The 23,979-nt window shown below is 61.2% G+C and carries 21 protein-coding genes; 16 read left to right on the top strand and 5 right to left on the bottom strand.

The window, feature by feature from the left end; genetic code table 11:
• The first annotated feature begins 209 nt into the window (after positions 1-209).
• From mraZ to lpxC, 16 genes are all read left to right on the top strand, one after another.
• Positions 210-665 (top strand): division/cell wall cluster transcriptional repressor MraZ, encoded by a 456-nt coding sequence (gene mraZ, locus KKQ10_RS23040; RefSeq protein ID WP_003205355.1) that lies wholly within the window; start codon positions 210-212, stop codon positions 663-665.
• Positions 662-1,609 (top strand): 16S rRNA (cytosine(1402)-N(4))-methyltransferase RsmH, encoded by a 948-nt coding sequence (gene rsmH / locus KKQ10_RS23035; RefSeq protein ID WP_164747831.1) that lies wholly within the window; start codon positions 662-664, stop codon positions 1,607-1,609. Before mraZ ends, rsmH begins: the two co-directional genes overlap by 4 nt.
• The gene (gene ftsL, locus KKQ10_RS23030; protein WP_003228022.1) at positions 1,606-1,899 is read left to right on the top strand and encodes a cell division protein FtsL; all 294 of its coding nucleotides are present in this window, start codon (positions 1,606-1,608) and stop codon (positions 1,897-1,899) included. Before rsmH ends, ftsL begins: the two co-directional genes overlap by 4 nt.
• Positions 1,899-3,638: a peptidoglycan D,D-transpeptidase FtsI family protein gene (locus KKQ10_RS23025; protein WP_174823762.1), complete on the top strand. Its 1,740-nt coding sequence runs from the start codon at positions 1,899-1,901 to the stop codon at positions 3,636-3,638. The genes ftsL and KKQ10_RS23025 overlap by 1 nt, the downstream gene beginning before the upstream one ends.
• Positions 3,638-5,101: a UDP-N-acetylmuramoyl-L-alanyl-D-glutamate--2,6-diaminopimelate ligase gene (locus KKQ10_RS23020; RefSeq protein ID WP_127648161.1), complete on the top strand. Its 1,464-nt coding sequence runs from the start codon at positions 3,638-3,640 to the stop codon at positions 5,099-5,101. The genes KKQ10_RS23025 and KKQ10_RS23020 overlap by 1 nt, the downstream gene beginning before the upstream one ends.
• Positions 5,094-6,461, top strand: a complete 1,368-nt coding sequence (locus KKQ10_RS23015) for a UDP-N-acetylmuramoyl-tripeptide--D-alanyl-D-alanine ligase (protein ID WP_215502351.1) — start codon at positions 5,094-5,096, stop codon at positions 6,459-6,461. Before KKQ10_RS23020 ends, KKQ10_RS23015 begins: the two co-directional genes overlap by 8 nt.
• Entirely contained in the window at positions 6,461-7,543 is a 1,083-nt protein-coding gene (gene mraY, locus KKQ10_RS23010) for a phospho-N-acetylmuramoyl-pentapeptide-transferase (RefSeq protein ID WP_215502350.1), read from the top strand. Before KKQ10_RS23015 ends, mraY begins: the two co-directional genes overlap by 1 nt.
• Before the next feature lie 5 nt (positions 7,544-7,548).
• Positions 7,549-8,895: a UDP-N-acetylmuramoyl-L-alanine--D-glutamate ligase gene (gene murD / locus KKQ10_RS23005; protein ID WP_215502349.1), complete on the top strand. Its 1,347-nt coding sequence runs from the start codon at positions 7,549-7,551 to the stop codon at positions 8,893-8,895.
• Complete coding sequence (ftsW, locus tag KKQ10_RS23000; protein ID WP_127648164.1) at positions 8,892-10,109, top strand: putative lipid II flippase FtsW; 1,218 nt, start codon at positions 8,892-8,894, stop codon at positions 10,107-10,109. Before murD ends, ftsW begins: the two co-directional genes overlap by 4 nt.
• Positions 10,099-11,169: an undecaprenyldiphospho-muramoylpentapeptide beta-N-acetylglucosaminyltransferase gene (gene murG / locus KKQ10_RS22995; protein ID WP_127648165.1), complete on the top strand. Its 1,071-nt coding sequence runs from the start codon at positions 10,099-10,101 to the stop codon at positions 11,167-11,169. Before ftsW ends, murG begins: the two co-directional genes overlap by 11 nt.
• Entirely contained in the window at positions 11,162-12,622 is a 1,461-nt protein-coding gene (gene murC, locus KKQ10_RS22990; RefSeq protein WP_127648166.1) for a UDP-N-acetylmuramate--L-alanine ligase, read from the top strand. The genes murG and murC overlap by 8 nt, the downstream gene beginning before the upstream one ends.
• The gene (locus tag KKQ10_RS22985) at positions 12,619-13,593 is read left to right on the top strand and encodes a D-alanine--D-alanine ligase (protein WP_127648167.1); all 975 of its coding nucleotides are present in this window, start codon (positions 12,619-12,621) and stop codon (positions 13,591-13,593) included. Before murC ends, KKQ10_RS22985 begins: the two co-directional genes overlap by 4 nt.
• A 4-nt stretch (positions 13,594-13,597) precedes the next feature.
• Positions 13,598-14,464: a cell division protein FtsQ/DivIB gene (locus tag KKQ10_RS22980; RefSeq protein WP_041073143.1), complete on the top strand. Its 867-nt coding sequence runs from the start codon at positions 13,598-13,600 to the stop codon at positions 14,462-14,464.
• A 15-nt stretch (positions 14,465-14,479) separates the two neighbouring features.
• Positions 14,480-15,739 carry a cell division protein FtsA gene (ftsA, locus tag KKQ10_RS22975; protein WP_003228014.1) on the top strand — a complete coding sequence of 420 codons (1,260 nt, stop codon included), beginning with the start codon at positions 14,480-14,482 and terminating at the stop codon, positions 15,737-15,739.
• A gap of 104 nt (positions 15,740-15,843) precedes the next feature.
• Positions 15,844-17,040, top strand: coding sequence for a cell division protein FtsZ (gene ftsZ, locus KKQ10_RS22970; protein WP_025109282.1), 1,197 nt, complete (start codon positions 15,844-15,846; stop codon positions 17,038-17,040).
• Positions 17,041-17,152: 112 nt separating this feature from the next.
• A complete protein-coding gene (lpxC, locus tag KKQ10_RS22965) occupies positions 17,153-18,064 on the top strand; it encodes a UDP-3-O-acyl-N-acetylglucosamine deacetylase (RefSeq protein WP_007916984.1) in 912 nt (303 codons plus the stop codon).
• 149 nt (positions 18,065-18,213) lie between these two features.
• Here the strand turns inward: lpxC and KKQ10_RS22960 are convergent, their stop codons facing one another.
• From KKQ10_RS22960 to KKQ10_RS22940, 5 genes are all read right to left on the bottom strand, one after another.
• The gene (locus KKQ10_RS22960) at positions 18,214-19,719 is read right to left on the bottom strand and encodes a sensor domain-containing diguanylate cyclase (RefSeq protein WP_127648168.1); all 1,506 of its coding nucleotides are present in this window, start codon (positions 19,717-19,719) and stop codon (positions 18,214-18,216) included.
• 192 nt (positions 19,720-19,911) lie between these two features.
• Entirely contained in the window at positions 19,912-21,228 is a 1,317-nt protein-coding gene (locus KKQ10_RS22955; RefSeq protein WP_127648170.1) for an OprD family porin, read from the bottom strand.
• 196 nt (positions 21,229-21,424) lie between these two features.
• Entirely contained in the window at positions 21,425-21,646 is a 222-nt protein-coding gene (locus KKQ10_RS22950; protein ID WP_215502348.1) for a hypothetical protein, read from the bottom strand.
• 298 nt (positions 21,647-21,944) lie between these two features.
• Positions 21,945-23,309: a heavy metal sensor histidine kinase gene (locus tag KKQ10_RS22945; protein WP_215502347.1), complete on the bottom strand. Its 1,365-nt coding sequence runs from the start codon at positions 23,307-23,309 to the stop codon at positions 21,945-21,947.
• The gene (locus tag KKQ10_RS22940) at positions 23,299-23,976 is read right to left on the bottom strand and encodes a heavy metal response regulator transcription factor (protein WP_025109277.1); all 678 of its coding nucleotides are present in this window, start codon (positions 23,974-23,976) and stop codon (positions 23,299-23,301) included. The genes KKQ10_RS22945 and KKQ10_RS22940 overlap by 11 nt, the downstream gene beginning before the upstream one ends.
• Positions 23,977-23,979: the final 3 nt, after the last annotated feature.

The following is a 23,979-nucleotide window of genomic DNA, read 5'->3' as shown; positions in this document are numbered from 1 at the left end:
GTGCTGCATCAAGTTATTGGTCAAAAGTATCCGTCAGATTCTCGTTACCCCTCCTTTTAAGCTCCTAAATCTCCGTTCTGTAAGGGTTTTCCTTTAATCCGCGCCTTGACGGTGTGGTGGGCGCATTCCTATAGTGTGCGCAAGTGGCGGAAAGTGGCATGAAGTGGGTTTTTTGAGCTTAAAACGATAAAAATTGGAGAAACGCTGACGTGTTTCGCGGAGCTAACGCTATCAGTCTCGATGCAAAGGGCCGTCTCGCCATGCCGAGCCGGTACCGTGACGAGCTCGTTTCGCGTAGTTCCGGCCAATTGATCGTCACCATCGATGCCGTTGATCCATGCCTGTGTGTCTACCCGCTCGACGAGTGGGAAATTATTGAAACCAAGTTGCGTGCACTCCCTTCGCTTCGCGAAGAGAACCGTCGCCTGCAACGTTTATTGATTGGTAATGCCGTCGACCTCGAACTCGATGGCAGTGGTCGTTTTCTGGTTCCACCGCGTCTGCGCGAATACGCCAAGCTGGACAAGCGCGCGATGCTGGTAGGCCAACTGAACAAGTTCCAACTGTGGGACGAGGATGCATGGAACGCGGTATCTGCCGCTGACCTTGCTGCTATTCAACAACCGGGCGCCATGCCTGACGAACTGCGTGATTTGATCCTGTGACTATTGATAGCGGCTTTAACCACATCACCGTACTGCTTGACGAAGCCGTCGAGGCTCTCGCCGTACGTCCTGATGGTTGCTATCTGGACGGTACGTTCGGGCGCGGCGGGCACAGTCGGTTGATCCTCAGCCAGCTCGGGACGGACGGTCGGCTCATCGGATTCGACAAAGATCCACAAGCGATTGCCACCGGGCAAACGCTAGCGGCCGAAGACGGCCGCTTTGTCGTTGTGCAGCGCAGCTTTGCCGAGCTGGGTTCGGAAGTGGCCGAGCGCGGTCTGGCCGGCAAGGTCAGCGGGATCCTGCTGGATCTGGGCGTGTCTTCGCCGCAGCTTGACGACGCCGAGCGCGGCTTCAGTTTTCTCAACGACGGCCCGCTGGACATGCGCATGGATCCGTCCCGAGGCATCAGCGCCGCCGAATTCGTCAACACCGCACCGGTGGAAGAAATCGCCCGGGTGTTCAAGGAGTACGGCGAAGAACGTTTCTCCGGTCGGATGGCCCGTGCCGTGGCCGAGCGCCGCGATATCAAGCCGTTCGAACGCACCGCCGACCTGGCCGAGGTCTTGAAGGTCGCCAACCCGGCGTGGGAGAAGGGCAAGAACCCGGCTACCCGTGCGTTCCAGGGGTTGCGCATTCACGTCAACAACGAACTGGGTGATCTGGAAACCGGTCTCGAAGCCGCGCTGGATGCGCTGGAGGTGGGTGGCCGTCTGGTGGTCATCAGCTTCCACTCGCTGGAAGACCGCATCGTCAAGCTGTTCATGCGCAAGCTGGTGAAAGGCGAAGCCGACAACTTGCCGCGCAATCTGCCGGTTCGCCACGTGGCGTTCGAACCGAAAATCAAGATCCATGGCAAAGCGCAGACGGCCTCCGACGCCGAACTCAAAGCCAACCCACGTTCCCGTAGCGCTGTCATGCGTGTCGCGGAGAAGTTGCGGTGAGCAAGCTTTTCGCCAAACCCCTGCCGGGCGGCAGCTTTATCATGCTGCTGCTGTTTATCGGCGTGCTCGTGTCGGCCATCGGCGTGTCTTACAGCGCGCACTGGAACCGCCAGTTGCTCAACACCCTTTACAACGAGCTCAGCGTGCGCGACAAGGCGCAGGCCGAGTGGGGGCGTCTGATTCTCGAACAAAGCACCTGGACCGCGCACAGCCGGATCGAAGTGCTGGCCACCGAACAACTGAAAATGCACATCCCGGGCGCGGCTGACGTGAAGATGGTGGCGCCATGATGAAACTCGAAGGGGCACTCTTTCCGTGGCGCTTCCGTCTGATGGTGGCACTGCTTGGCGTCATGGTCGCGGCGATCTGCTGGCGCATCATCGACCTGCAAGTGGTTGACCGCGATTTCCTCAAGGGGCAGGGCGACGCGCGCAGTCTCCGTCACATTCCGATTCCGGCGCACCGTGGTCTGATCACTGACCGCAACGGCGAGCCTTTGGCCGTGAGTACCCCGGTGACCACCCTGTGGGCCAACGCCAAGGAAATGCAGACGGCCAAAGAGAAGTGGCCGGCATTGGCGGCAGCGCTGGGTCAGGATCCGAAAGCCCTGGCAGAACGCCTTGAAGCCCAGGCCAACAAAGAATTCATTTACCTGGTGCGCGGGTTGACCCCCGAGCAGGGCCAGACCGTGCTCGACCTGAAAGTGCCGGGCGTTTACGGCATCGAAGAGTTCCGCCGCTTTTATCCGGCCGGTGAAGTCACCGCGCACATGGTCGGCTTTACCGACATCGACGATCACGGGCGCGAAGGCGTCGAACTGGCCTACGACGAGTGGCTGGCCGGGGTGCCGGGCAAGCGGCAGGTCATCAAGGATCGGCGCGGTCGGTTGATCAAGGATGTCCAGGTCACCAAGAACGCCAAGGCCGGCAAGCCCTTGGCGTTGTCGATTGACCTGCGCCTGCAATACCTGGCCAACCGCGAACTGCGCAACGCGATCATCGAGAACGGCGCCAAGGCCGGCAGTCTGGTGATCATGGACGTGAAGACCGGCGAAATCCTCGCCATGGTCAACCAGCCGACCTACAACCCGAACAACCGTCGCAACCTGCAACCGGCGATGATGCGTAACCGCGCGATGATCGACGTGTTCGAACCAGGTTCGACCATGAAAGCGATCTCGATGAGCGCTGCCATCGAGTCCGGCCGCTGGAAACCGACCGACACCGTCGAGGTGTATCCGGGCACGTTGCAGATCGGTAAATACACGATCAAGGACGTTTCCAAAAGCGAAGGTCCGGTGCTGGACATGACCGGTATTCTGATCAATTCCAGTAACGTCGGCATGAGTAAGGTCGCGTTCGATATCGGCGGTGAAACCATTTACCGCCTCGCACAGAAAGTCGGCCTGGGCCAGGACACCGGCCTCGGCTTCCCGGGCGAGCGCGTCGGCAACCTGCCGAACTACCGCGACTGGCGCAAGGCTGAGACCGCAACGCTGTCGTATGGCTACGGTATTTCCGTGACTGCGATTCAACTGGTGCACGCATTCTCGGCGCTGGCCAATAACGGTCGTCTCGCGCCTCTGACCCTGATCAAAACCGACAAGGCGCCGCAGACCACCCAGGTGCTGCCGGAATCGGTCGCGAAAACCATGCAGGGCATGCTGCAGCAAGTGATCGAAGCACCGCGCGGCGTGTTCCGTGCGCAGGTGCCGGCGTATCACGTGGCTGGCAAGTCCGGTACTGCACGTAAAACATCGGTGGGCACCAAGGGCTACGCCGAAAACTCCTACCGCTCGCTGTTCGCCGGTTTCGGTCCGATGAGCGATCCGCGTTACGCCATCGTTGTGGTGATCGATGAACCGTCCAAGGCCGGCTACTTCGGTGGTCTGGTTTCGGCGCCGGTGTTCAGCCGTGTGATGTCCGGCACCCTGCGTCTGATGAACGTGACCCCGGACAACCTGCCGACCACCCAACAGGCCAACGCTACGCCGGTCGTTCCGCTGAAAGCCAATGGAGGGCGCGGCTGATGTCTCTGAGTCTGAACAAGATATTTCCCCACGCCGGCCACGATCTGTTGATCCGTGAATTGGCGCTGGACAGCCGCAACGTACGCGCCGGTGATTTGTTCCTCGCCGTGCCGGGCGGCAAATTCGATGGCCGTGCGCACATCGCCGATGCCTTGCAGCGCGGCGCGGCGGCGGTTGCCTACGAAGTGGAAGGCGCCACCGTGCTGCCGATCACCGAAGTGCCGTTGATTCCGGTCAAGGGGCTGGCTGCGCAGCTGTCCGACATTGCCGGGCGTTTTTATGGCGAGCCGAGTCGTCACCTGAACCTGGTCGGCGTCACAGGCACCAACGGCAAAACCAGCGTGACCCAACTGGTCGCGCAGGCACTGGATCTGCTCGGTCAGCATTGCGGCATTGTCGGGACTCTGGGTTCCGGCTTCTATGGCGCGCTGCAAAGCGGTCTGCACACCACGCCGAACCCGATTGCCGTGCAAGCCACCCTGGCCGACCTGAAAAAGGCCGGGGCCAAAGCCGTGGCCATGGAAGTTTCGTCCCACGGTCTGGATCAGGGCCGGGTCACCGCGTTGGCGTTCGACGTGGCGGTGATGACCAACCTGTCCCGCGATCACCTGGATTATCACGGCACCATGCAAGCGTACGCCGAGGCCAAGGCCAAACTGTTCGCCTGGAATGACTTGAAGTGCCGGGTGGTCAACCTCGACGACGATTTCGGCCGGCAACTGGCCGCTGAAAAACGTGACTCGCGTCTGATCAGCTACAGCCTGCTCGACAGCAGCGCCTACCTTTATTGCCGTGAAGCGCAGTTCGATGATCACGGCGTGCGCGCCACGCTGGTCACGCCACAAGGCGAGCATCATCTGCGCAGCACACTGCTCGGCCGTTTCAATCTGAGCAACGTGCTGGCAGCCGTCGGCGCCTTGCTCGGTCTGGACTATGCCCTCGACGAAATTCTCAAGGTGCTGCCGAAACTCGAAGGCCCGGCCGGACGCATGCAGCGTCTGGGTGGTGGTACTCAGCCGCTGGTGGTGGTCGATTACGCCCACACCCCGGATGCCCTGGAAAAAGTTCTGACCGCGCTGCGCCCACACGTCAAAGGCCAGTTGCTGTGCCTGTTCGGCTGCGGCGGTGACCGCGATCGTGGCAAGCGTCCGCTGATGGCCGAAGTGGTCGAGCGTCTGGCTGACCGCGTACTGGTCACCGATGACAACCCGCGCACGGAAGATCCGGCGCAGATTTTCGATGACATCCGCGCAGGCTTCACCGCTGTGGATAAAGTCACCTTCGTTGCCGGTCGTGGTCAGGCGATTGCCCAGTTGATCGCCGGTGCTTCGGCGGATGACGTGATTGTCCTGGCCGGTAAAGGCCACGAGGACTATCAGGAAATCAACGGCGAGCGTCACGATTTCTCCGATCTGGTCGAAGCCGATCATGCCCTCACTGCATGGGAGGTGGCCCATGCTTAAGGCCCTGACATTGAGCGAACTGAGCAACGTGCTCGACGCACGTCTGGTCAGCAGCGATGCCAGTTTCGACGGCGTCAGCATCGACAGCCGCGCGATCAAGCCCGGGCAGTTGTTCATTGCCCTGACCGGTCCGCGTTTCGACGGTCATGACTACCTGAACGAGGTTGCCGGCAAAGGCGCCGTCGCGGCGCTGGTCGAGCGCGAAGTGCCCGACAGCACCTTGCCGCAATTGCTGGTCAAGGATACCCGTCAGGCCCTCGGCCAGTTGGGGGCGTTGAACCGTGCCGCGTTCACTCAGCCGGTCGCTGCCATCACCGGCTCCAGCGGCAAGACCACGGTCAAGGAGATGCTGGCGAGCATCCTGCGTACGCGTGGGCCGGTACTTGCTACCCGTGGCAACCTGAACAATGATCTGGGCGCACCGCTGACCCTGCTCGAACTGGCCCCGGAACATACCGCGGCCGTGATCGAACTGGGTGCCTCGCGCCTGGGCGAAATCGCCTACACCGTCGGGTTGACCCGGCCGCATGTGGCGATTCTGAACAATGCCGGCACCGCACACGTCGGTGAATTCGGCGGCCCGGAAAAAATCGTCGAAGCCAAAGGCGAGATCATCGACGGGCTGGCGGCGGATGGCGTTGCCGTGCTCAACCTCGACGACAAGGCCTTCGGTATCTGGAAGACCCGCGCCGGCGCACGCAAGGTGCTGACCTTCTCCCTGAGCAGTCCTCAGGCAGATTTCTACGCCAGTGACCTGAGCACCGACGCCCGTGGTTGCCCGGCCTTCAACCTGCATACACCTGAAGGTGTCGAGCACGTTCAGTTGAACCTGCTCGGCACGCATAACGTCGCCAACGCCATGGCTGCTGCCGCTGCCGCTCACGCCTTGGGCGTGTCGCTGTTCGGCATTGCCACCGGGCTTGGCGCCGTGCAACCGGTCAAGGGTCGCACCGTCGCGCAACTGGCGAAAAACGGCATGCGCGTGATCGATGACACTTACAACGCAAACCCCACCTCCATGTGCGCTGCCGTTGATATACTCGCCGGCTTTTCCGGCCGCACCGTCCTGGTGCTCGGAGATATCGGCGAGTTGGGCGACTGGGCGGAGCAGGGGCACCGCGACGTGGGCGAGTACGCCCGGGGCAAGGTTTCCGCGCTTTACGCGGTCGGACCGAACATGGTTCACGCCGTAAACGCATTCGGTAAAGAGGCGCATCACTTCGGTACGCAAGCCGAACTGATCCAGGCCCTCGACGCCGAGCAGGACACAAACACCACCATTTTGATCAAGGGTTCGCGCAGTGCAGCGATGGAAAACATCGTTGCGGCTCTGTGCGGGTCCAGTCTGGAGAAACATTAATGCTGCTGCTGCTAGCGGAGTATCTGCAACAGTTCTACAAAGGCTTCGCGGTCTTCCAGTACCTGACCCTGCGCGGGATCCTCGGTGTGCTGACTGCGCTGGTCTTGTCGCTGTGCTATGGCCCGTGGATGATCCGCACCCTGCAGAAGCGTCAGATCGGCCAGTCCGTTCGCAATGACGGCCCGCAATCGCACCTGTCCAAGTCGGGTACACCGACCATGGGCGGCGCACTGATTCTGTCCTCCATCGGTGTCAGCACCCTGCTGTGGGCTGACCTGAGCAACCGCTACGTGTGGGTCGTATTGTTGGTGACCCTGCTGTTCGGCGCCATCGGCTGGGTCGACGACTACCGCAAGGTGATCGAGAAGAACTCCCGTGGCCTGCCAAGCCGCTGGAAATATTTCTGGCAATCGGTGTTTGGCCTGGGCGCGGCGATCTTCCTTTATATGACCGCTACCACGCCGGTGGAAACCACGCTGATCCTGCCGATGCTCAAGGACTACAGCATTCCGCTGGGCGCCGGTTTCATCGTGCTGACCTACTTCGTGATCGTCGGTTCGAGCAATGCGGTCAACCTGACTGACGGCCTCGACGGCCTGGCAATCATGCCAACCGTGATGGTCGGCGGTGGCCTGGGCATTTTCTGCTACCTGTCGGGTAACGTGAAATTCGCCGAATACCTGCTGATCCCTTACGTGCCGGGCGCGGGCGAACTGATCGTGTTCTGCGGCGCGTTGATCGGTGCCGGCCTCGGTTTTCTGTGGTTCAACACCTATCCGGCGCAAGTGTTCATGGGCGACGTCGGTGCACTGGCGCTGGGCGCGGCACTGGGCACCATCGCGGTGATCGTGCGTCAGGAAATCGTGCTGTTCATCATGGGCGGTGTGTTCGTGATGGAAACCCTGTCGGTGGTTATCCAGGTTGCTTCCTTCAAGCTGACCGGTCGCCGTGTGTTCCGCATGGCACCGATTCACCACCACTTTGAACTCAAGGGCTGGCCCGAGCCACGCGTGATCGTCCGTTTCTGGATCATCACCGTGATTCTCGTGCTGATCGGCCTTGCCACCCTGAAGCTGAGGTAGAACGAGTGTCTCTGATCGCTTCTGACCACTTCCGCATCGTTGTCGGCCTCGGCAAGAGCGGCATGTCCCTGGTTCGCTTCCTGGCGAACCGGGGCGTGTCGTTTGCCGTCGCCGATACGCGGGACAATCCACCGGAACTGGCCACGCTCAAACGTGACTATCCGCACGTGGAAGTGCGTTGTGGCGAGCTGGACGTCGAATTCCTGTGCCGTGCCGACGAGCTCTACGTGAGCCCCGGCCTGGCGCTGGCGACCCCGGCCCTGCAAGCCGCTGCGGCCCGTGGCGTGAAAATGTCCGGCGACATCGAGCTGTTCGCGCGTAACGCACGGGCGCCGATCGTGGCCATTACCGGTTCCAACGCGAAAAGCACCGTCACCACCCTGGTCGGCGAGATGGCGGCTGCGGCCGGCAAACGCGTCGCGGTGGGCGGCAACCTCGGTACGCCGGCGCTTGAGTTGCTCAGCGACGACGTCGAGCTGTACGTGATGGAGCTGTCGAGCTTCCAGCTGGAAACCACCGACCAGCTCAACGCCGAAGTGGCCACCGTACTCAACATCAGCGAAGACCACATGGACCGCTACAGCGGCCTGCCGGCGTACCACCTGGCCAAGCACCGGATTTTCCGTGGGGCGAAGCAGTTCGTGGTCAACCGCCAGGACGCGCTCAGCCGTCCGTTGATCGGCGAAGGTCAGCCATGCTGGACCTTCGGTCTGAACAAGCCGGATTTCAAAGCCTTCGGCCTGCGTGAAGAAAACGGCGAGAAATACCTGGCCTTCGAATTCCAGAACCTGATGCCGGTGCGCGAACTGAAAGTGCGCGGTGCGCACAACCAGGCCAACGCCCTCGCGGCGCTGGCGCTCGGTCATGCGGTCGGTCTGCCGTTCGACGCCATGCTGGATGCGCTGCGCAACTTCACCGGCCTCGAACATCGCTGCCAGTGGGTTCGTGATCTGGACGGCGTCGGCTACTACAACGATTCCAAGGCCACCAACGTCGGTGCGGCGCTCGCGGCTATCGAAGGCCTGGGTGCGGACATCGACGGCAAGGTCATTCTGATCGCCGGTGGCGACGGCAAAGGCGCCGAGTTCAACGACTTGCGTGATCCGGTGGCGGCCAACTGCCGCGCCGTGATCCTGATGGGTCGTGATTCCGACAAGATCGGCGCCGCCATCGGCGACGCTGTGCCGCTGATTCGCGCCACGTCGCTGGTCGACGCCGTCGAGCAATGCCGTGCGGTCGCCCAACCAGGTGACGTGGTGCTGCTGTCGCCGGCCTGCGCCAGTTTCGACATGTTCAAGAATTACGAAGACCGTGGTCACCAGTTCGTCCGCGCCGTGGAGGATCTGGCATGAGCCTGCGCAATATCATCAAGCCGTACCCGTCGCCGATCATCACTGGCCGTGGCATTGACCTCGACTTCCCGATGCTCGCTGGTTGCCTGGCGCTGCTGGGCCTGGGCCTGGTCATGATTGCCTCGGCGTCCACCGAAGTGGCGGCGGCGCAATCGGGCAGCGCGCTGTACTACATGATTCGCCACCTGATCTATGTGGCGCTGGGCCTGGGTGCCTGCATCGTTACCATGATGATTCCGATCGCCACCTGGCAGCGTCTGGGCTGGATGATGCTGATCGGCGCATTCGGTCTGCTGGTGATGGTGATCGTCCCCGGGATCGGCCGCGAAGTGAACGGTTCGATGCGCTGGATCGGTTTCAGCTTCTTCAACGTGCAGCCGTCCGAGATTGCCAAGGTGTTCGTGGTGATCTACCTCGCCGGTTACCTGGTGCGTCGGCAGAAAGAAGTGCGCGAGAGCTGGATGGGCTTCTTCAAGCCGTTCATCGTGCTGCTGCCGATGGCGGGCCTGTTGCTGATGGAGCCGGACTTCGGTGCCACCGTCGTGATGATGGGGGCTGCGGCAGCGATGCTGTTCCTCGGTGGGGTCGGGCTGTTCCGTTTCTCGCTGATGGTGGTGTTGGCGGTCGGGGCCGTGGTCTTGCTGATTCAGATGCAGCCATACCGGATGGCGCGTCTGACCAACTTTGCTGACCCGTGGGCCGACCAGTTCGGTGCAGGCTATCAGTTGTCGCAAGCGTTGATTGCCTTCGGTCGCGGTGAGTGGCTGGGCGTCGGCCTGGGCAACAGCGTGCAGAAACAGTTCTACCTGCCCGAAGCGCACACCGACTTCGTGTTCTCGGTGCTCGCCGAAGAACTGGGCGCCGTCGGTTCGCTGTGCACCGTGGCGCTGTTCGTCTTCGTGTGTATCCGTGGCATGTACATCGGTCTGTGGGCCGAGAAGGCCAAGCAGTTCTTCGCGGCCTACGTGGCCTACGGTCTGTCGTTCCTGTGGATCGGCCAGTTCCTGATCAACATCGGGGTGAACGTCGGCCTGCTGCCGACCAAGGGTCTGACCCTGCCGTTCCTCAGTTATGGCGGCAGTTCCCTGGTGATCTGCTGCGCCTGCCTTGGCTTGTTGCTGAGGATCGAGTGGGAGAGTCGAACCCACCTGGGCAGTGAAGAGATGGAGTTCCATGAGAGCGACTTCGCCGAGGAGCCGAACCATGGGCGCTAACGTATTGATCATGGCCGGCGGTACCGGCGGCCACGTGTTCCCGGCGCTGTCCTGTGCCCGCGAATTCCAGGCGCGCGGCTACACCGTGCACTGGCTCGGCACGCCACGCGGGATCGAAAACGATCTGGTGCCGGCTGCAGGTCTTGAGCTGCACCGCATCAATGCCACGGGGTTGCGTGGCAAGGGCAAGCTGTCGCTGCTCAAGGCACCGTTCATGCTGCTCAAGTCGGTGTGGCAGGCGCGGGCGGTGATTCGCAAGCTGCGTCCAGTCTGCGTGGTCGGCTTCGGTGGTTATGTGACCGGCCCTGGTGGTATCGCCGCCAAATTGGCCGGTGTGCCGGTGATCGTTCACGAGCAGAACGCCGTGGCCGGCACCGCCAATCGGTTGCTGGTGCCGTTCGCCGCCCGGGTGTGTGAAGCGTTCCCCGACACCTTTACTCTGTCGGACACCCGCCGTACCACCGGAAACCCGGTGCGCAGCGAGCTGTTCCTCGAAACATCGCGACCTGCCCTGGCCGGTCGCAAAGCGCGTTTGCTGATCCTTGGCGGAAGCCTGGGCGCAGAACCGTTGAACAAGTTGCTGCCTGAAGCCCTGGCGCAAGTCCCTGCCGATTTGCGCCCGGAAGTGTTTCATCAGGCCGGCAAAAACCACGATGAAGTGACTGCAGAGCGCTATCGCGCCGCCGGCGTGGATGCGCAGGTGCAGCCGTTCATCAAAGACATGGCCCAGGCCTATGGCTGGGCTGACCTGGTGGTGTGCCGCGCTGGCGCGCTGACCATCAGTGAGCTGGCTGCCGTCGGTCTGCCCTCGATACTGGTGCCTTTGCCCCACGCGATCGACGATCACCAGACCCGCAACGCCGATTATTTGGCCCGTGAAGGCGCAGCCTTCCTGATGCCGCAAAGAACGACTGGTGCCGCGGACCTTGCCGCGCGCCTGACAGAGGTCTTGATGCAACCGCAACGACTCGAAGAAATGGCCCAAGCGGCCCGCCGTCTGGCCAAACCCGATGCCACCCGTAGCGTGGTCGATACCTGCCTGGAGGTGGCCCATGGTTGAGAATCAGAAAGCCATGCCGCAACCGGAAATGCGCCGTATCCGTCGCATTCACTTCGTCGGTATCGGCGGCGTGGGCATGTGCGGCATCGCGGAAGTGCTGCTCAACCTGGGCTATGAAGTGTCCGGTTCCGACCTGAAAGCTTCGCCGGTGACCGAGCGTCTGGAATCGTTTGGTGCGCACATTTATATCGGCCACCACGCCGAGAACGCCGCGACCGCCGATGTGCTGGTGGTCTCGAGCGCCGTCAACACCTCCAACCCGGAAGTGGCGACCGCGCTGGAGCGCCGCATTCCAGTGGTCCCGCGTGCCGAAATGCTCGCCGAGCTGATGCGCTATCGCCACGGCATCGCCGTCGCCGGTACCCACGGCAAAACCACCACCACCAGCCTGATCGCTTCGGTGTTCGCGGCCGGTGGTCTGGATCCGACCTTCGTCATCGGTGGCCGTCTGAATGCTGCGGGCACCAATGCCCAGCTCGGCACCAGCCGCTACCTGATCGCCGAAGCCGACGAAAGCGATGCCAGTTTCCTGCACCTGCAACCGCTGGTGGCGGTGGTGACCAACATCGACGCCGACCACATGGCGACTTACGACGGTGACTTCAACAAACTGAAGAAAACCTTCGTCGAATTCCTGCACAACCTGCCGTTCTACGGTTTGGCGGTGATGTGCCTGGACGATCCGGTGGTGCGTGAAATCCTGCCGCTGGTCAAACGTCCGACCGTGACCTACGGCTTCAGCGAAGACGCTGACGTGCGCGCAATCAATGTGCGCCAGCAGGGCATGCAGACCTTCTTCACCGTGCTGCGCCCGGACCGTGAGCCGCTGGATGTGTCGGTGAACATGCCGGGCAACCATAACGTGCTCAACTCGCTGGCGACCATCTGCATCGCCACCGACGAAGGCGTCAGCGATGAAGCCATTGTCCAGGGCCTGTCCGGGTTCCAGGGCGTTGGCCGACGCTTTCAGGTCTACGGCGAACTGCCGGTGGACGGCGGCAACGTGATGCTGGTCGACGACTACGGTCACCACCCGACCGAAGTCGCCGCCGTGATCAAGGCCGTACGCGGTGGCTGGCCGGAGCGCCGTCTGGTGATGGTCTACCAGCCGCACCGCTACAGCCGCACCCGTGACCTGTACGACGATTTCGTCAATGTACTGGCCGACGCCAACGTGCTGCTGCTGATGGAAGTCTATCCGGCCGGCGAAGAGCCGATCCCGGGCGCCGACAGCCGCAAGCTGTGCAACAGCATCCGTCAGCGCGGTCAGCTCGACCCGATCTACATCGAGCGCGGTGTCGACCTGGCGCCGCTGGTCAAACCGCTACTGCGTGCCGGCGACATCCTGCTGTGCCAGGGCGCCGGTGATATCGGCGGTCTCGCGCCGAAGCTGTTGAAAAGTGAATTGTTCGCCGGCGCCGTGGCCGCGTCGGTCGAGGGGAAGTTGAAATGACTGCTGCCTACGCCAACCTGTTCTCCACTATCGCGCCGAAAGACTTCGGCCGTGTCGCCGTGCTGTTTGGTGGCATGAGTGCCGAGCGTGAGGTTTCGCTGAAATCCGGTAACGCTGTACTCGACGCGCTGCAAAGCGCCGGCGTGGACGCGTTCGGGATCGATGTCGGCGAGGATTTTCTGCAGCGTCTGCTGAATGAAAAGATCGACCGCGCGTTCATCATCCTCCACGGTCGTGGCGGTGAAGACGGCTCCATGCAGGGCCTGCTCGAATGCGCCGGCATTCCGTACACCGGCAGCGGCATTCTTGCCTCGGCACTGGCGATGGACAAACTGCGCACCAAGCAGGTCTGGCACAGCCTCGGGATTCCGACGCCGCGTCACGCCGTACTGTGCAGCGAAGCCGATTGTATTTCCGCCGCGACGGAACTGGGCTTCCCTTTGATCGTCAAACCGGCGCATGAAGGTTCAAGTATCGGGATGGCCAAAGTGAGTTCTGCGTCCGAGTTGATCGACGCATGGAAAGCGGCCAGTACCTACGATTCGCAAGTCTTGGTTGAGCAATGGATTCAAGGTCCGGAGTTCACCATCGCCACCCTGCGTGACCAGGTGTTGCCTCCTATCGCCCTGGGTACACCGCACACGTTCTACGACTACGACGCCAAGTACATCGCCAACGATACCCAGTACCGCATTCCGTGCGGGCTGGATGCCGCCAAGGAACAGGAACTCATGGATCTCACGGCCAAGGCCTGTGAGGCGCTGGGTATTGCCGGTTGGGGCAGGGCGGACGTGATGCAGGACGCCGACGGGCAGTTCTGGTTCCTGGAAGTGAACACCGCACCGGGCATGACCGATCACAGCCTGGTGCCGATGGCGGCGCGTGCTGCCGGTCTGGATTTCCAGCAACTGGTCCTGGCCATTCTGGCCGCCAGTGTTGAAGGCTCCGGTAATAAAGAGGCGCGAGGTTAAGACCATGCAAGGCGCTCAGCTCAGACATCAGCCACCCGCACCCGGCCGCAAGCCGGTGCCGCGGGGTGCCAGCCGAATGGTGGCCAAAGAGCCGATGTCTGCGCGCCTGCCGAAAGCCAATTTCGGTTTTCTGAAAAGCCTGTTCTGGCCGGTGCTGCTGGTGGCGCTGGGGTTCGGTACCTACGAAGGCGCGCAGCGTTTGCTGCCGTACGCCGACCGGCCGATCACCAAGATCGCCGTGCAGGGCGACCTGAGCTACATCAGCCAGCAAGCGGTGCAGCAGCGAATCGCCCCGTACGTGGCGTCGAGCTTCTTCACCATCGACCTGGCCGGCATGCGCACCGAGCTTGAGCAGATGCCATGGATCGCCCACGCCGAAGTACGCCGGGTGTGGCCGGACCAGGTGGTGATCCGCCTCGAAGAGCAACTGCCAGTGGCCCGTTGGGGCGACGAGTCGCTGCTGAACAACCAGGGCCAGGCGTTCACGCCAAAGGAACTGGCGAACTACGAACACCTGCCACAGCTGTTCGGCCCACAGCGGGCCCAGCAGCAAGTGATGCAGCAATACCAGGTGCTGAGCCAGATGCTCAGGCCGCTGGGCTTCTCGATTGCACGCCTGGAACTGCGTGAACGCGGCAGCTGGTTCCTGACCACTGGTGCCGGCAGTTCGGGCCCCGGCATCGAGTTGCTGCTGGGACGCGGCAACCTGGTGGAAAAGATGCGCCGCTTCATTGCCATCTATGACAAGACGCTTAAAGACCAGATTACGAACATTGCGCGCATCGATCTGCGCTACGCCAACGGCCTCGCTGTTGGCTGGCGGGAACCAGTAGCGCCGACGACAGCCCAACCCGCTGTCGCAAAGAATTAAGAAGAGGCAGGACCCATGGCAAACGTGCAAAGCGGCAAAATGATCGTCGGTCTGGATATCGGCACCTCCAAGGTGGTGGCGCTGGTAGGCGAGGTCGCGGACGACGGCACGCTGGAAATCGTCGGTATCGGTACTCACCCATCCCGCGGCCTGAAGAAGGGCGTGGTGGTGAACATCGAGTCCACCGTGCAATCGATCCAGCGCGCGATCGAAGAAGCCCAACTGATGGCGGGCTGCCGCATTCACTCGGCGTTCGTCGGCGTGGCCGGCAATCACATCCGCAGCCTGAACTCCCACGGCATCGTGGCGATTCGTGATCGCGAAGTCAGCTCGGCTGACCTTGAGCGTGTACTCGACGCCGCCCAGGCTGTGGCGATCCCGGCTGACCAGCGCGTGCTGCACACCCTGCCGCAGGATTACGTGATCGATAACCAGGAAGGCGTTCGCGAGCCACTGGGCATGTCTGGCGTACGTCTGGAGGCCAAGGTTCATGTGGTCACCTGCGCCGTCAACGCTGCACAGAACATTGAAAAATGCGTGCGCCGCTGCGGTCTGGAAATCGACGACATCATTCTTGAGCAACTGGCTTCGGCCTACTCGGTACTGACCGACGACGAAAAAGAACTGGGCGTGTGCCTGGTCGACATCGGCGGCGGCACCACCGACATCGCGATCTTCACCGAAGGCGCGATCCGCCACACCGCGGTGATCCCGATTGCCGGTGATCAGGTGACCAACGACATCGCCATGGCGTTGCGCACCCCGACCCAGTACGCCGAAGAGATCAAGATCCGCTACGCCTGCGCCCTGGCCAAACTGGCCGGTGCCGGCGAAACCATCAAGGTGCCGAGCGTGGGCGACCGTCCACCGCGCGAACTGTCGCGTCAGGCCCTGGCCGAAGTGGTCGAGCCGCGTTACGACGAACTGTTCACCCTGATCCAGGCCGAACTGCGTCGCAGCGGCTACGAAGACCTGATCCCGGCGGGCATTGTCCTGACCGGCGGTACGTCGAAGATGGAAGGCGCCACCGAACTGGCCGAGGAAATCTTCCACATGCCGGTTCGTCTGGGTGTGCCGCATGGCGTGAAGGGCCTGGATGACGTGGTCCGCAACCCGATTTATTCCACTGGCGTTGGCTTGTTGATGTACGGCCTGCAGAAGCAGTCCGACGGGATCTCGTTCTCGGGCATCGGCAGCCGCGACAGCTACAGCAACGATGAGCCACAGGCGCCGTTGCTGGACCGATTGAAGAAGTGGGTTCAAGGCAACTTTTAAAAGCAGCTCGGAGCGTCAAGCTTCAGGCGGCAAGCAGTAGCAGTAGATGCACCGCAACAAAAATGCAGTAGGCGAAAAAACTAGAGAATGTAAGGAGAGGGAAAATGTTCGAACTCGTAGACAACATCCCCGCAAGCCCGGTAATCAAAGTTATCGGTGTTGGCGGTGGCGGCGGCAACGCTGTCAACCACATGGTCAAGAGCAACATCGAAGGCGTTGAATTCATCTGCGCCAACACTGATGCTCAAGCGCTGAAAAACATCGGCGCGCGGACCATCCTGCAACTGGGCACCGGCGTGACCAAAGGCCTGGGCGCCGGCGCCAACCCGGAAGTCGGCCGTCAGGCTGCGCTGGAAGATCGCGAGCGCATCGCTGAAGTGCTGGCCGGCACCAACATGGTGTTCATCACCACTGGCATGGGCGGCGGTACCGGTACCGGTGCTGCGCCGATCATCGCCGAAGTGGCCAAGGAAATGGGCATCCTGACCGTTGCGGTCGTGACCCGTCCGTTCCCGTTCGAAGGCCGCAAGCGTATGCAGATCGCCGATGAAGGCATCCGCATGCTCTCCGAAAGCGTCGACTCGTTGATCACCATTCCTAACGAGAAGCTGCTGACCATCCTCGGTAAAGACGCCAGCCTGCTGTCGGCTTTCGCCAAGGCTGACGATGTACTGGCCGGTGCCGTGCGCGGTATCTCCGACATCATCAAGCGTCCGGGCATGATCAACGTCGACTTCGCCGACGTGCGTACCGTGATGAGCGAAATGGGCATGGCGATGATGGGCACTGGCTGCGCCAGCGGTCCGAACCGTGCACGTGAAGCCACTGAAGCGGCGATCCGCAACCCGCTGCTGGAAGACGTGAACCTGCAAGGCGCGCGCGGCATCCTGGTGAACATCACCGCCGGTCCTGACCTGTCCCTGGGTGAGTACTCCGACGTGGGTAGCATCATCGAAGCCTTCGCTTCCGAGCACGCAATGGTCAAGGTCGGTACCGTTATCGATCCGGACATGCGCGACGAGCTGCACGTGACTGTGGTTGCCACCGGTCTGGGCGCGAAAATCGAGAAGCCTGTGAAGGTCATCGACAACACCGTTCACACCTCCATGGCCGCCGCTCAGGTTCAACAACCGGCCCCTGCGCGTCAGGAAGCACCGGCGGTGAACTACCGTGACCTGGACCGTCCGACCGTCATGCGCAACCAGGCTCAGGCCGGTGCTGCGACTGCCGCGAAGATGAACCCGCAGGACGATCTGGACTACCTGGACATCCCGGCATTCCTGCGTCGTCAGGCCGATTGATGGAATGTATCAGGGCTATGACGGTGATTGGTGTTCAGCAAAGGCTCGGTCTGCTATTATCGCCAGCCTTTGTTGATACCAGTTCGCAATTTGCGCTGAAGCGGCCCAAGCCATGATTAAACAACGCACACTGAAAAATATTATCCGTGCCACAGGTGTAGGCCTGCATTCCGGGGAGAAGGTCTACCTGACCCTCAAGCCTGCGCCTGTCGACACTGGCATTGTGTTTTGTCGCGCTGACCTCGACCCTGTGGTGCAGATTCCTGCCCGCGCGGAAAACGTCGGTGAAACCACTATGTCGACGACGCTGATTAACGGCGACGTCAAAGTGGACACGGTAGAGCACTTGCTCTCGGCCATGGCTGGCCTGGGCATCGATAACGCCTACGTCGAGCTCTCCGCGTCCGAAGTCCCGATCATGGATGGCAGCGCTGGACCGTTCGTATTCCTGATTCAATCGGCAGGCCTGGAAGAGCAGGACGCCGCCAAGAAATTTATCCGCATCCTGCGTGAAGTGACAGTGGAAGACGGCGACAAGCGCGCCACTTTCGTCCCTTTCGAAGGGTTCAAGGTGAGTTTCGAGATCGACTTCGATCACCCGGTTTTCCGGGACCGCACCCAAAGTGCAAGCGTGGATTTTTCCAGCACTTCGTTCGTAAAAGAAGTCAGCCGCGCCCGTACTTTCGGTTTCATGAGTGACATCGAGTACCTGCGCAAGCACAACCTCGCACTCGGCGGCAGCGTTGAAAACGCGATCGTGGTAGATGCCGATGGTGTACTGAACGAAGACGGCCTTCGCTACGAAGACGAATTCGTGAAGCACAAGATCCTCGATGCGATTGGCGACCTGTACCTTCTGGGCAACAGCCTGATTGGTGAGTTCAAAGGCTTCAAGTCCGGTCATGCACTGAACAACCAGCTGCTGCGCAAGTTGATTGAGCAGACAGATGCGTGGGAAGTCGTGACGTTCGAAGACGCGAGCACTGCACCGATCTCTTACATGCGCCCGGTTGCGGCAGTGTAAGTAAAAAACCTCTCTAGTTTTTTGAAGGCCATCCTCGGATGGCCTTTTTTTATGCCCCTGTTAAAAGCAAAAGATCACAGCCTTCGGCAGTTCCTACAGGGAAATGTATTCCAAAAGTAGGAGCTGCCGAAGGCTGCGATCTTTTGATCTTACGAACTGACTACGCGATTGCGACCACTCTCTTTGGCCTGATACAACGCCTTGTCCGCCGCAAACAGCAGTTGCTCCAGCGACATCTCGACCGCCGCCGTCCAGGTGCTGATGCCGATGCTGACGGTCATCGCCACATCCGCGCCCTCGACCCTCGGCATTTGTTCGACCGCCTGGCGAATATGCTCGGCAATCTGCCGAGCGCCGGTGCTGCCGGTTTCGGCGAGGATCACCGAGAACTCTTCGCCGCCATAGCGGGCGACCAGGTCTGCCGGTCGTCGCACGTTCGCTGTGATCACCTTGGCCAGTTCGCGCAGCGCCTGATCACCGGCCTGATGCCCATGGCGATCGTTGAAGGCCTTGAAGTGGTCGGCGTCGATCATCATCACCGACAACGGCTGCCCCGAGCGCTGGGCGCGGAACCATTCGTGGCGCAGCGACTGGTCGAGCATCCGCCGGTTGGCTAAGCCGGTCAGCGCATCGGTGGCGGCCAGTTGCGCCAGTTCGCGTTCGGCGCGTTGGCGCAAACGCAGTTCGCGGGCGAGCAGCCAGGTCAGCCACAGCAGACCCGCACAGAGCACGCCGGTGGCTCCACTGATCAACATCGCGGTACGACGCCAAGTACCAAACACTTCTTCGCTGGAGAGCGCAACCATCACCGTCAGCGGCAAATTACCGACCCGCGAATAGGTGTAGAGGCGCTGCTGATGGTCCATGCTCGAGGTGCTGGTGAAACTGCCATTGCCATCCTTGTCTGCGAGGATCCGCACCACGTTGGGCCGGTTGCCGAAGTTCTTGCCGATGGAATCGCTTTGCAGGTACGGCTTCTGCGCCAACAGGATGCCGTCGCTGTTGATGATGTTCAGTGTGCTGTCTTTGCCAATGTCGAGGCTGTTGAACAGCTGATCGAAATAATCGAGCTTCATCGACGCCACGGCCACGCCGGCGAATTCGCCGGTGTCCGAGGAGATCCGCCGGCTGAAGCTGATACGCCACTGGTTGGCTTCGTCGCAATTGCAGCGGGTCTTGAAGGGGCGGCTGATGAACATGCCGGTGTCGCGGTTGAACGCGTGGGCGAGGAAGTATTCGCGGTCAGCGAAGTTGCCCGGTTTGGGTTCGATCCGCGATGAATCGGCGACCACATCGCCATGCTTGTCGAGCAACAGGATGTCGCCCTTGAAGCGCGCAGCGGTCGAGCGATCGAACAGGGCCAGATGGCGGATTTGCGGGCTGACGTCGCGCAAGTCATCGCGCTGCGCGGCGGCGATCAAGCCTTGCAGGGTCAGGTCGTACAACTCGACGGTGCGCAGGACGTCAGCGTCGATCAACTGCGCGATGGTGGTGGCGCTGCGGGTGGCCGACTCCTGAGCGTTGGCGTGCTCGCGGATCAGCAAAAACGTGACGATGCACAGAATCGCGATCACCGTCAGCGAACTGCCGCAGATCAGCAGCAATTCGGGACGTCCGGTCTTGCCCGCAGCAGGTGGGGTACGGCTCGCGATCATGGTGGGGTTGTCGGTTGGGGAAGTCTTATAAGCGTAGTTGCACAAACACTGAACCATCTGTGGCGAGGGAGCTTGCTCCCGCTGGGGCGCCTAGCGGCCCCCGTTTTTGAAGAGGGGGCTGCTGCGCAGTCCAGCGGGAGCAAGCTCCCTCGCCACAGGTTCTGTGCCAGTCGCGACTGACTTTGGTGGATCTTAGAAGACGTTGATCGGGTAGTCGACAATTACACGGTATTCATCTGTGTCGGTGTCGATCGCGCCGTAGCCGTTGCCGCCACGGTTGGTCGCCCACTGCAGGCGTACTGCGAGATCTTTCGCCTGACCGCTCTGTACCACGTATTTCAAGTCGATGTCGCGCTCCCAGTGCTTGGCGTTGCGACCATCGGCGCTGTACCACGAAGCATAGCCCTTACTGTCCGGATCGACCTTGGTCAGGTCCACGGTGCCGCGCGAATAAGAGACCGCCGATGTCAGGCCCGGCAGGCCGAGACCGGCGAAGTCGTAGGCGTACTTGAGCTTCCACGAGCGCTCGTTCGGACCGTTGAAGTCCGAGTACTGCTGGGAGTTGTCGAGGTAAACGCTGTCGCCCTGGCTGATGTAGTCGAACGGCGTGTTGCCGTTGACCCGCTGATACGCAGCAGTAACGCTGTGGCTGCCGATGCCGACGGTGAAGTGCAGACTGTAGGTGTTGTTGTCGATGTCGCCCAGCAGCGCGTCGCCGGTGTCTTGCGTGTGATAGAAGTGCAGGCCCGGGTTGAGGCTGACCAGATCGTTCAACTGCCACGTGTAGTCGAGGTCGTAGTAGTACTGGTTCCAGATGTCCTTCAGCTCGGCGGCGTACAGGTTGCTGGTCAGGCCTTCGACGCCACTCCAGGAAACCCCGGCCCAGTTCAGGTGGCGGCTTTCGTCGCCGTCGGCAAGTTTGCCGTACGAGGTGCCGATGCGCTGGCGACCGCTCTGGTTGTAAGGCTTGGTGAAGCTGGCCTGGCCACCTTCGAACATCCAGCCGTCGAAGCTGTGGTTGGTCAGGCTGACGCCACGAAAGGTCTGCGGCAGCATGCGGCTGTCACCGCCGGCAATCACCGGGTTGGTCAGGAACAGGTCGCCGGCCTTCAGTTCAGTATCAAACGCACGCATTTTCAGCGTGCCGCCGGCGGTCGAGAACGCGCCCGGGGCTTTGCCGTTGCCATCGCTGATCGGCAGGATGCTCGAACCATCGGTACCGCCACCGCCGTCGAGTTTCAACCCGAGCATGGCGTGGGCATCGATGCCGAAACCGACCGTGCCTTCGGTGTAACCCGACTTGAAGATCCCGAGAAACCCCTGGCCCCACTCGATGTTGTCGTCCGTCTGCTGCAAACGGTTGCGATTCATGTAGTAGTTGCGAGCGTTGAGGTTGAGGCTCGAACCTTCGACGAAACCTTCTTTGGCGGTTTCGTCGGCATGGGCGGTGGGGGCAATCGTTGCGGCAATTGCAATGAACAGCGGGGTGAAGCTGACTGGGTAACGCACTTGCGATGGAGCTCCTTGGGTCAACTGACACTCAATGTCTTGAGGGGCGGGATATTTCTTGTTGTTACAGACGAACCAAACGGCTTTCAGACCACAACGAAAAAAAGGCCGCTGAAAGACAGCGGCCTGGAAGGACGACGGTTGAACGGGAAGAGCCGAACCACCGCGTCGAGGGAAATTTTTCGTGGTGCGCGACTCAGCTGTCTTTCTCAGACGCTTGAGCTTGGGAAGTGGCGGCCTGTGGGGCTTGCGAGGCGTCTTGCGACTCGGCCATCACGTCTGCCTGAGACTGTTCGAATGCGTGAGCGCGAGCGGCATTGTGCGCTACGAACGACTGCGATTCTTCAGCCATCGCCATCGGCGACAGGAACAATGAGGACAAAACGAAAGCGCTGGCAATACCCATACTGTTGGACATCTTGAAAACCTTCTTGCTTGGCAAGTGCTGTTTGGTGCGGGCAAAGATAAGGTTGCCGGGCGCCGGGAAACAGCATGATTTTCATAAATGACTGTTACAGCAGAAGCAAAGATAAAGTGCCGAAGCGTACAGAACTCTGTGGCGAGGGGGCTTGCCCCCGTTGGGATGCGAAGCCGCCCCAAAACCTCAAACGCGATTCACTTGAGTAATCGGGGAAATCGGATTCTACGACGGCTTCGCCATCGAACGGGGCAAGCCCCCTCGCCACAACGTCTGGCTGTCACTGGAACATACACCGTCAGACCGGCAGGTGAATCCCGAAGGTATTCATCCCGCGATCACTGCGCACAAACACATCGCCGCCATGCATCAGCGCAATCGCCTTGACGATCGCCAGCCCCAGCCCATGGTTATTGCCGCTGTTGCTGCGCGACGCATCGACCCGGTAGAAGCGCTCGAACAGACGCGGCAAGTGCTCGCTGGCAATCGGCGATCCCGGGTTGGCCACGCCGATGCTGACCTGATGTGCTTCAACCTCAATGTGCACCTCGATCACCTTGCCCGGCTCGGTGTGCTGCACCGCATTGCTCAGCAGATTGATCAACGCACGGCGCAGATGCGCGATCTCGATCCGCACCTGCGCATCGCCACTGACGTGTACCTGCACTTGCGCGTCTTCGAGGATGAAATCCAGATACTCCAGCGTGGTCGCGACTTCATCGGCCAACGAAGTTTCGGTGAGTTTGGTCGCTTTGCTGCCCTGGTCGGCGCTCGCGAGAAACAGCATGTCGTTGATGATCGAGCGCAGGCGCTCCAGCTCTTCGAGATTGGATTGCAGCACTTCGAAGTAGTGTTCGGCGGAGCGTCCACGCGTCAGTGCGACCTGGGTCTGGCCAATCAGGTTGGTCAGCGGCGAGCGCAGTTCATGGGCCACGTCGGCGTTGAACGACTCCAGGCGCGAATAGGCCTGTTCGACCCGCTCCAGCGTCGAGTTGAACGACTCGACAAACTGCTCAAGCTCCGGCGGCAAGGGTGACATTCGCAAGCGCCCGGCCCGTAGTGGCGGCGCCAGGCGCTGGGCTTCGTGGGACAGTTTGATCAGCGGTTTGAGGCCGATCCGTGCGACCCAGTAACCCAATGCCGAGGCCATCAGCACACCGATAATTGCCAGGCTGACCAAGGCGATCAGCAGGTTGTGTTGGGTCTCGTGAAAGGTCTCGGTGTCGATGCCGATCATGAAGCGCAGCGGCGGGCGCTGATCCTTGGCCGGCAATTCAGTCAACAGCACTTTCAGCGGATAAGGATGTTCGGGCAACTGCAGGTCATGCATGCCCGTCGGGCCCTTGGCGAAGTCGCGGATCCGCGCGTCCGGCTCGCCATACTCGTAACCGGGATTACCGCTGACCACCCAGAAACGGATGCGTTTGTCTTCCTCGCCGAGCAGCTTGAGCTTGGCATTGATCTTCACCCAATGCTCGGGGGTGCCATAACGATTGAGGGCCGATTCGAGCACGCTGTAACGCGCGTCCAGCTCGGCTTCCGGCAGCAGGCCCAAGCCCTTGTCGACCTGCTGATACAGCGCGCCGCCGATCAACAGAAACACCAGCAGCGCCACCAGGGTGAACATGCCGCTCAAACGCAGGGCAATCGAATTACTGGACACCACGGCTCTCCAGCACATAACCCATGCCGCGAATGGTGTGCAGCAGTTTTTCGTCAAACGGTCCGTCGAGCTTGGCCCGCAGGCGTTTGATCGCGACTTCGACGACGTTGGCGTCGCTGTCGAAATTGATGTCCCAGACCATCTCGGCAATCGCGGTTTTCGAAAGGATTTCACCCTGACGTCGGGCCAATACGCTGAGCAGCGAGAACTCTTTCGCGGTCAGATCCAGCCGGGTGCCGGCGCGCGTCGCCTTGCGGCTGATCAGATCGATCCACAGGTCGGCGATGCTCACCTGCACCGGTTCATGGCCACCGCTGCGCCGGGTCAGCGCTTGCAGGCGCGCCACCAGTTCGAGGAAGGAGAACGGTTTGCCGAGGTAATCGTCGGCGCCGTCGCGCAAGCCCTTGATCCGGTCTTCGACCCGTTCGCGAGCGGTGAGCATGATCACCGGGGTCTGCTTGCGCGCCCGCAACGCGCGCAGCACGCCAAAGCCATCCAGGCCCGGCAACATCACGTCGAGGACGATCACCGCGTAGTCGCCTTCCAGCGCCAGGTGCAGGCCCTCAACGCCGTCGCGGGCCAGGTCCACGGTGTAACCCTGTTCCGTCAGACCGCGGTGCAAATAATCCGCAGTTTTTTCCTCGTCTTCGATAATCAGAACGCGCATGAC

The organism is Pseudomonas sp. MG-9 (genome assembly GCF_018729515.1).
GTDB classification, from domain to species: domain Bacteria; phylum Pseudomonadota; class Gammaproteobacteria; order Pseudomonadales; family Pseudomonadaceae; genus Aquipseudomonas; species Aquipseudomonas serboccidentalis.
The sequence above is the reverse complement of the archived record's forward strand: the minus strand, read 5'-3'. Positions and strand labels throughout refer to the sequence as shown.

What these genes read in the sequence shown, in the direction of transcription:
- mraY (WP_215502350.1), top strand. Translation starts at nt 6,461, where the DNA reads ATGCTGCTGCTGCTAGCGGAGTATCTGCAACAGTTCTACAAAGGCTTC.
- KKQ10_RS23025 (WP_174823762.1), top strand. Translation starts at nt 1,899, where the DNA reads ATGAAACTCGAAGGGGCACTCTTTCCGTGGCGCTTCCGTCTGATGGTG.
- KKQ10_RS22940 (WP_025109277.1), bottom strand. Translation starts at nt 23,976, where the DNA reads ATGCGCGTTCTGATTATCGAAGACGAGGAAAAAACTGCGGATTATTTG.
- lpxC (WP_007916984.1), top strand. Translation starts at nt 17,153, where the DNA reads ATGATTAAACAACGCACACTGAAAAATATTATCCGTGCCACAGGTGTA.
- KKQ10_RS23020 (WP_127648161.1), top strand. Translation starts at nt 3,638, where the DNA reads ATGTCTCTGAGTCTGAACAAGATATTTCCCCACGCCGGCCACGATCTG.
- ftsA (WP_003228014.1), top strand. Translation starts at nt 14,480, where the DNA reads ATGGCAAACGTGCAAAGCGGCAAAATGATCGTCGGTCTGGATATCGGC.
- KKQ10_RS22950 (WP_215502348.1), bottom strand. Translation starts at nt 21,646, where the DNA reads ATGTCCAACAGTATGGGTATTGCCAGCGCTTTCGTTTTGTCCTCATTG.
- KKQ10_RS22960 (WP_127648168.1), bottom strand. Translation starts at nt 19,719, where the DNA reads ATGATCGCGAGCCGTACCCCACCTGCTGCGGGCAAGACCGGACGTCCC.
- KKQ10_RS22980 (WP_041073143.1), top strand. Translation starts at nt 13,598, where the DNA reads ATGCAAGGCGCTCAGCTCAGACATCAGCCACCCGCACCCGGCCGCAAG.
- murG (WP_127648165.1), top strand. Translation starts at nt 10,099, where the DNA reads ATGGGCGCTAACGTATTGATCATGGCCGGCGGTACCGGCGGCCACGTG.
- murC (WP_127648166.1), top strand. Translation starts at nt 11,162, where the DNA reads ATGGTTGAGAATCAGAAAGCCATGCCGCAACCGGAAATGCGCCGTATC.
- KKQ10_RS23015 (WP_215502351.1), top strand. Translation starts at nt 5,094, where the DNA reads ATGCTTAAGGCCCTGACATTGAGCGAACTGAGCAACGTGCTCGACGCA.
- ftsW (WP_127648164.1), top strand. Translation starts at nt 8,892, where the DNA reads ATGAGCCTGCGCAATATCATCAAGCCGTACCCGTCGCCGATCATCACT.
- ftsZ (WP_025109282.1), top strand. Translation starts at nt 15,844, where the DNA reads ATGTTCGAACTCGTAGACAACATCCCCGCAAGCCCGGTAATCAAAGTT.
- KKQ10_RS22985 (WP_127648167.1), top strand. Translation starts at nt 12,619, where the DNA reads ATGACTGCTGCCTACGCCAACCTGTTCTCCACTATCGCGCCGAAAGAC.